Genomic DNA, 6,175 nt, shown 5'->3' with positions numbered 1-6,175 from the left:
CCACCGTGGACCCTTGTTATCTTGACCGTTCCACTGCTGCTCGCTGGGGAGCAGCAGTTTGTTCACTCGGCGCTGACCCCCGAAGGGGGACAGCCACCGTGATCTATGCGCTCGTTTCTCGCACGTCCTTCGCTTGTCATGCTGCTCGCCTCGCTTGAGGCTCAGAAAAGATACAGGCCTCCAATCAGGCTGTCAACCCCCCGGCCCTGGCCAAGCCCTGAGGCGGCGGTGGGAGGGCCGTGTTAGGCTCGTGCTATGCAGGTCCAAGTGGTCTTTTTCGCGCGCCTGAAGCGTGAATCCGGATTGGAGATGGCGACCGTCGAGCTGACCGACGGGTCCACGGTTCGGGACCTGGCGGCCCAGGTTGAGGAGAGATACGGCCTGAGCCTGCGCGGCTGTATGGTGGCTGTGAACGAGACCTACGCGCGGCCCGAGCAGCCGCTGCATCCCGGAGACGAGGTGGCCTTTTTGCCGCCGGTGGCGGGAGGGGCCGACGATTCCACCCACTGCGAGGTGACCGCTTCGCCACTGCTGCTTGCCGACGCGGACGCGTTTCTGGTCCGGCCGGAATACGGCGCTCAGGCTTACTTCGTGGGCACCGTCCGCTCTCCCAACCAGGGCCGGGTGGTGGACTTTATCGATTACGAGGCGTTCGCGCCCATGGCACAGAAGGTCATGCGGGAAGCCGCTGCCGAGGCCCGCGGGCGGCATGGCGAGTTGCGCGTCTTGATTCAGCACCGGGTGGGCCGCCTGCGGCCTGCTGAAGCGAGCATCCTGATCGGCGTCGCCAGTCCGCACCGCCGGGCCGCGCTGGAAGCCTGCGACTTTCTGATCGAGCAGCTTAAGGTTCAGCTCCCGGTCTGGAAGCATGAAGCCGACGACTCGGGCACCCACTGGGTCGACGGCCAGAGCGGGCACCCGACCCTCTAGTCAGGATCCCTGGTGGTCAGGGCTTGTGGAGGTTTTCGCGGGCATGGGTCTCGAAGTGACGGTAGTAGCGGCCCGCCAGCAGCGCCATCAAGGCCACAGTCACGCCCAGCGCGAGCAGTTGCGGCCAGCCCGCGTTCCCGGTAAGCAGACCGTTGAAGACAAAATGCAGGGTGATGCTCAGCAGCAGGCCCCGTGAGCGCCACCAGCGCCCTCCGCGCAGATGCCGCCCGCCCAGGGCGTACCCCTGCGGCGCACTAAAGAGGGCGTGGGCCAGGGTGGTCAGCAGCGCGTGCCAGGTGACCGCGGGCGCTCCGAAGCCCAGGGTGTAGGTGACGTTTTCGAGAAAGGCGAAGCCCAGCGCCGCCGTGACCGCGTACACCAGGCCGTCCATCGGTTCGTCAAAGGCCTGCTCGGTGGTCGCGGTGCTGGCGGCCAGGAACTTGCTGGTTTCCTCGATCACCGCCGCCAGCAACACCACCAGCAGCGGAAAACTCAGCGTGCCGAAGCTGCCGCCGAACGCCGCCGAGACGGCCCAGGCGACCATGCCCCAGCCGAAGGTGCGCGCCAGCAGCCGGGGCGGTTCGGGGTGGCGGTCCCGCCGCACGAAGAACCACAGCCACGCGAAGGTCAGCCCGGCCGACAGCAGCAGCGGCAGCGCGAGGGCCACGCCCGGGACCTAGCGCCGGGCGAGCCGGGCGGCGGCCGCTTGCATCGGCTGATGCGCCAGATGGGTCAGGGCCAGCGCGAGGGCGTCGGCGGCGTGGTTGTTGAACAGCTCGCGGATGCCCAGCGACGCCTTGACCATGTAGATGACCTGCTCCTTGTCGGCCCGGCCGGTGCCCACCAGGGTGCGCTTGACCTGCATGGGACCGTAGGCATGAATTGGGACCCCAGCCTGCGCGCAGGCAAGCTGCACGACCCCGAAGGCCTGGCCCACCTTGAAGGCCACGTCGGCCTGGCGGCGCAGAATCTGGTCTTCGATGGCGACCGCGTCTGGCTGGTAGGCGGCGAGCAGGCGCGTGACCTCCTCGTGCAGGTATTGCAAGCGGCGGGGCATCAGCCAGGCACTCTCGGTGGTCAGGCAGACGTGGTGCAGGTGACGCGCCCGGCGCACGTCGCCCTCCACCAGCCCCAGCCCCAGATTCGCCAGTCCAGGGTCCACCCCAAGCACGATCATGCCCGCAGGATAGGGCAGACCGGAACCGGCGGGGGGCGGAAGATCCTCTCCCTCGCCACGCGCGGCTCAGTGCGGGTGGCCGCCGTGACTACAGCCGACTCTTGGGGTCAAAGGCGTCGCGCAGGCCGTCCCCCAGGAAGTTGAAGGCCAGGACTGTCAGCAAGATCGCCAGGCCGGGGTACAGCGGAATCCAGGGGTATTGCAGCACGACTTCCTGCGCGTTGCTGAGCATGTTGCCCCAGGTGGAGACGGGCGGCTGGATGCCGAAGCCCAGGAACGAGAGCGCCGCTTCTCCCAGAATCGCGCTGCCGACATCCAGGGTGGCCTGCACGATCACGATGGCGAACAGGTTGGGCAGCAGGTGGCGCCACATGATGCGGTTGTTGCTGGCTCCCAGCGCGCGGGCGGCGTCCACGTACTCCAGGTTCTTCATCCGCAGGACCTCGCCGCGCACCAGACGGGCCGTGCCCATCCAGCCGAACACCGAAAAGATCGTGACGATAATGACGACGCTGGCGGTGGCCCCCAGGGTCTGGCGCAGCGTGGTGATAAAAGGCGCGTCGCTGCTGGCAAAGAGGCCGCTGATCACCAGCTGAAGCGGCAGCCCCGGCAGGCTGAGCATGAACTCGATAAAGCGGCTGATCAGGGTGTCGGTGCGGCCGCCGAAGAACCCGGCCAGCAGGCCCATCAGGGTGCCGATCAGGATGCTGATGAGGGCAACCGAGAAGCCCACCAGCAGGCTCACTCGGCTGCCGTAGATGATGCGCGAGAGCAGGTCGCGCCCCAGCTCGTCCTGACCCAGCAGGTGCTGCGGGCCGGGCGGGGCGTAGATGCCCCCCAGATCCTGCGTGTTGGGATCGTAGGGCGCCAGGAACGGGGCGAATATCGCCATCAGGATCAGCAGCAGGATCACGGCGAGGCTGAGCATCGCGGCCTTGTGCTTGAGCAGGCGCCGCAGAGAGATCTGCAAGGTCGAGCGGCTCTGGAGCGGCGGGGTGGAAGCGGCGGGGACGGTGGTCATGGGGGCCTCAGGAGTACCGGATGCGCGGATCGACGGCCGCGTAGGCGAGATCGGTCAGCAGCTGGAACACGACCGTCAGGATGGAGAGCAGCATCAAGGAGACCATCACGACGTTGAAGTCCTTGCTGACCAGCGCGTCGAGAATCGCCTTGCCCATGCCCGGCCAGGAAAAGACGGTCTCGGTGATCACCGCGCCGCCGAAGAGACCTGGAATCGACAGGCCCATGATGGTCAGGATGGGCACCAGCGCGTTGCGCAGGGCGTGCTTGTACAGCACCCGGCGCGCGGGCAGCCCCTTGGCGCGGGCGGTGCGGATGAAGTCCTGGTTCATGACCTCCAGCATGCTGGCGCGCATAAAGCGGGTGGTCACGGCGATCTCGCGCAGCATCAGGATCGAGAGCGGCAGAATCAGGTATTTGAGCTTGTCGAGCGCCACGGCCCACCAGCCCGCGTCGGCGGGCACGTCGCCCCCCAGGCCGCCGGGCGGCAGCGACACCGCGCCCCCCGTGACGTTGGGCAAGAAGATCGCAAAGAGGTACAGCGCCATCGCCCCGACCCAGAAGACCGGCGCGCTGAAGGCCAGGAAGCTCAGAAACGTCAGGAGGTAGTCGGGCAGCGAGTACTGCCGGATTGCCGAGAAGATACCCAGCGGCACCGCGATCAGGGTGCTGAGCACCAGGGCCGGTACGGTGAGCAGCAGCGTGTTGGGCATCCGCTGCTGAAACACGAACTCGGTGGCGGGAATATTGAAGTCCTGCGAGTAGCCCAGGTCGCCCCGCACCGCCTGGCCCAGCCAGAACAGGTAGCGGGTATACCAGGGCTGGTCGAGGCCGTAAGCGGCCTTGAGCCGGGCGATGTCCTCGGGAGTGATGTTGGTGTTGCCGAAGGTGAGCTGATCGACCGGGTCGCCGGGTTGCAGCGCCGTCAGCCCGTAGATCACCAGGCTGATCAGCAGCAGCAGCGGAATCATCTGCAAGATGCGTTTCAGGATGTAGGTTCCCATGGCTGAACTCCTCTCGCGGGCTGAACCTAGCGGCGCGGGACCCGCCCGGCCCGGTAAAGCCGCGCCGCCAGGTCCTGCGGCCGAATCTGCCGCCCCGCCACAGCGTGCTCAAACGCAGTGGGAGGAAGCGCGCTGGCTTCCCCCCACCGGGCCGAGCACCCTGGCGGCCCGCGCCCTTGATGCTTATTTCTGCTTGTTGACCTCGGCGGCTCCCCGGCTGGCCCAGCCGATCTGGTAGGCGTTCCAGCTGGGATACAGGGTGTAGGCGCTGAAGGTGTAGTTGTTCAGGCCCGTCACCTTGGTGTAGGGGTTCACGCGGTAGTACAGCGGCAGCGCGGGCAGTTCGCTCGACCAGATGGTCTGCATCCGGTCAAACAGCTTGATGCGCTCGGGGAGGCTGAACTCGGTCTGCGCCTGCTTGTGCAGCCGGTTGAACTCGGCGTCGTTCCAGCCTGAGTAGTTCTGCCCGGCGTAGCCGTTGGCGGCGGTGGGAATACTCTCGGCCTTGAAGAGGTTGCCTTCCTCGAAAATCGGGTTGCCGGTCCAGGCGTACATCGCCAGGTCCCACTTGCCTTCCTGGCCCTTGCTGAGCATGTCGGGGCCGAAAAAGACGCTGGCGGGGTAGTTCTGGATCGTGACCTGCACGCCGACTTTCTTCCACTGGTCTTGCAGAATCTGCTGCACGCGCTCGCGGGTGGAGTTCCCGGCGGTGGTGCTGAAGTTCAGGGCGAGCTTGCGCCCGTTTTTCTGGAGGATCCCGTCGCTGCCGGGCGTCCAGCCCAGCTGGGTGAACAGCTGCCGGGCCTGCGCGACGTTCTGGTTGTAGTCGCGGACATTTTTCTTGTAGAGCTTGCTGATGGGGTTGACCCAGCTGTTGGACACGGCCTGCTTGCCCTGAAACAGCGCCTTGGTGAGCGCGTCACGGTCGATGCTCAGCAGCAGCGCCTGGCGCATGCGGGGATCGTCCAGGTCGAGTTCTTTGGCCTTGGTGCCGCGCGCGTTCACGTCGATGTGCTCCCAGATGGCGCCCGGCACGAAGTAGGTCTTGAACTTGCCGCGCTCGCTGCGCTGAAGGTCGATCGCCTGATCGAACGTCAGGCTGACCGCACTGATCGCGTCGAGCTGGCCGGACAGCACGTTCACCTTGAGGGTGTTGGTGTTCGGAATAAAACGGTACGTGACCGTCTGAACGTAGTTGTTCAGGTCCCCTTTGGGCTTGCGCCAGTAGTTGGGGTTGCGGGTCATGGTCAGGCTGTTGCCGGAGCGCCAGCTAGTGGGCCGGAAGGGACCCGCCACGACCTTGGGCAGGTTGCGGGCGGTGGTGAACGCGGAGATGAACTTCTTCCACTCCTCGTTGACAACCTTGGCGTCCTTTTGGTTCTTGGTCGCGTTGTCAAAGGCGTTCCAGGAGGCGCTCATGATGTGCGAGGGCGCCAGGCCGGGGCCAGTCTGGTCGGCAAAGAGGTAGGGCGGCTCGTAGGTGACCGTGAAGGTGTCGCCGTCCACCGCCGTGATCTTGGCGCGGTTCCAGGGGGTGCGCTCGGGCACCGGCACGCGGTCGTCGTTCACGACCTTCAGCCAGAACTGGAAGTCGGCCACCTTGATGGGCGTGCCGTCGCTCCACTTCGCGTCCTTGCGGATGCTGTAGGTCATGCTGTTGCGGACCACATCGCCCGCCGCGTTCTTCACGACCTTGTACCCGCCGTTGGCGAGGGTGGGCACCGCCGTGGCGATGTCCGCGTACAGGTCGCCGTCGTCATCCGGGGCGATCAGGGCAGCGCCCATGTAGCCGTTGATCTCGCTGGTCACCGCGAGGTTGTTGGTGTTCCAGGGATCGTAGATATTGGGCGGCTCCTGCGAGGTCCCCACCACCAGGCTGTTGTTGGCCGGACCGGCCAGCGCCATCCCGAGAAGCAATGCCGATAGAACCAGGGTTTTCTTCATGAATCCTCCGGTACAGCTGGGCGAGGGCGCCCTGGATTGAAACGTGAGCGCAGTATAGGCGATGCCTAAAGGCTGTCAAGCGCACCTTCGCGCCGCCTGA

At 65.9% G+C, this 6,175-nt stretch carries 6 protein-coding genes; 1 reads left to right on the top strand and 5 read right to left on the bottom strand.

What is annotated here, in order from left to right:
* Positions 1-255: 255 nt before the first annotated feature.
* The gene (gene moaD, locus HNQ09_RS15505) at positions 256-930 is read left to right on the top strand and encodes a molybdopterin converting factor subunit 1 (protein WP_184031179.1); all 675 of its coding nucleotides are present in this window, start codon (positions 256-258) and stop codon (positions 928-930) included.
* Positions 931-946: 16 nt separating this feature from the next.
* Here moaD and HNQ09_RS15500 read toward each other — a convergent pair whose 3' ends face one another.
* The 5 genes from HNQ09_RS15500 to HNQ09_RS15480 form a co-directional block, all read right to left on the bottom strand.
* Positions 947-1,597, bottom strand: coding sequence for a PrsW family glutamic-type intramembrane protease (locus HNQ09_RS15500; protein ID WP_184031177.1), 651 nt, complete (start codon positions 1,595-1,597; stop codon positions 947-949).
* A gap of 9 nt (positions 1,598-1,606) precedes the next feature.
* Positions 1,607-2,107 carry a crossover junction endodeoxyribonuclease RuvC gene (gene ruvC / locus HNQ09_RS15495; RefSeq protein WP_184031175.1) on the bottom strand — a complete coding sequence of 167 codons (501 nt, stop codon included), beginning with the start codon at positions 2,105-2,107 and terminating at the stop codon, positions 1,607-1,609.
* 88 nt (positions 2,108-2,195) lie between these two features.
* Positions 2,196-3,128: an ABC transporter permease gene (locus HNQ09_RS15490; RefSeq protein WP_184031173.1), complete on the bottom strand. Its 933-nt coding sequence runs from the start codon at positions 3,126-3,128 to the stop codon at positions 2,196-2,198.
* Positions 3,129-3,135: 7 nt separating this feature from the next.
* A complete protein-coding gene (locus HNQ09_RS15485; protein ID WP_184031171.1) occupies positions 3,136-4,131 on the bottom strand; it encodes an ABC transporter permease in 996 nt (331 codons plus the stop codon).
* A 183-nt stretch (positions 4,132-4,314) separates the two neighbouring features.
* Entirely contained in the window at positions 4,315-6,075 is a 1,761-nt protein-coding gene (locus tag HNQ09_RS15480; protein WP_184031169.1) for a peptide ABC transporter substrate-binding protein, read from the bottom strand.
* Between the last annotated feature and the right edge of the window lie 100 nt (positions 6,076-6,175).

It is taken from the genome of Deinococcus budaensis, assembly GCF_014201885.1.
Classification (GTDB): domain Bacteria; phylum Deinococcota; class Deinococci; order Deinococcales; family Deinococcaceae; genus Deinococcus; species Deinococcus budaensis.
Note: the sequence above shows the minus strand (reverse complement) of the source record. Positions and strands in the feature narration are given on the sequence as shown.

Coding starts and splice junctions, on each gene's coding strand:
- ruvC (WP_184031175.1), bottom strand. CDS start 2,107: ATGATCGTGCTTGGGGTGGACCCTGGACTGGCGAATCTGGGGCTGGGG.
- HNQ09_RS15485 (WP_184031171.1), bottom strand. CDS start 4,131: ATGGGAACCTACATCCTGAAACGCATCTTGCAGATGATTCCGCTGCTG.
- HNQ09_RS15480 (WP_184031169.1), bottom strand. CDS start 6,075: ATGAAGAAAACCCTGGTTCTATCGGCATTGCTTCTCGGGATGGCGCTG.
- moaD (WP_184031179.1), top strand. CDS start 256: ATGCAGGTCCAAGTGGTCTTTTTCGCGCGCCTGAAGCGTGAATCCGGA.
- HNQ09_RS15490 (WP_184031173.1), bottom strand. CDS start 3,128: ATGACCACCGTCCCCGCCGCTTCCACCCCGCCGCTCCAGAGCCGCTCG.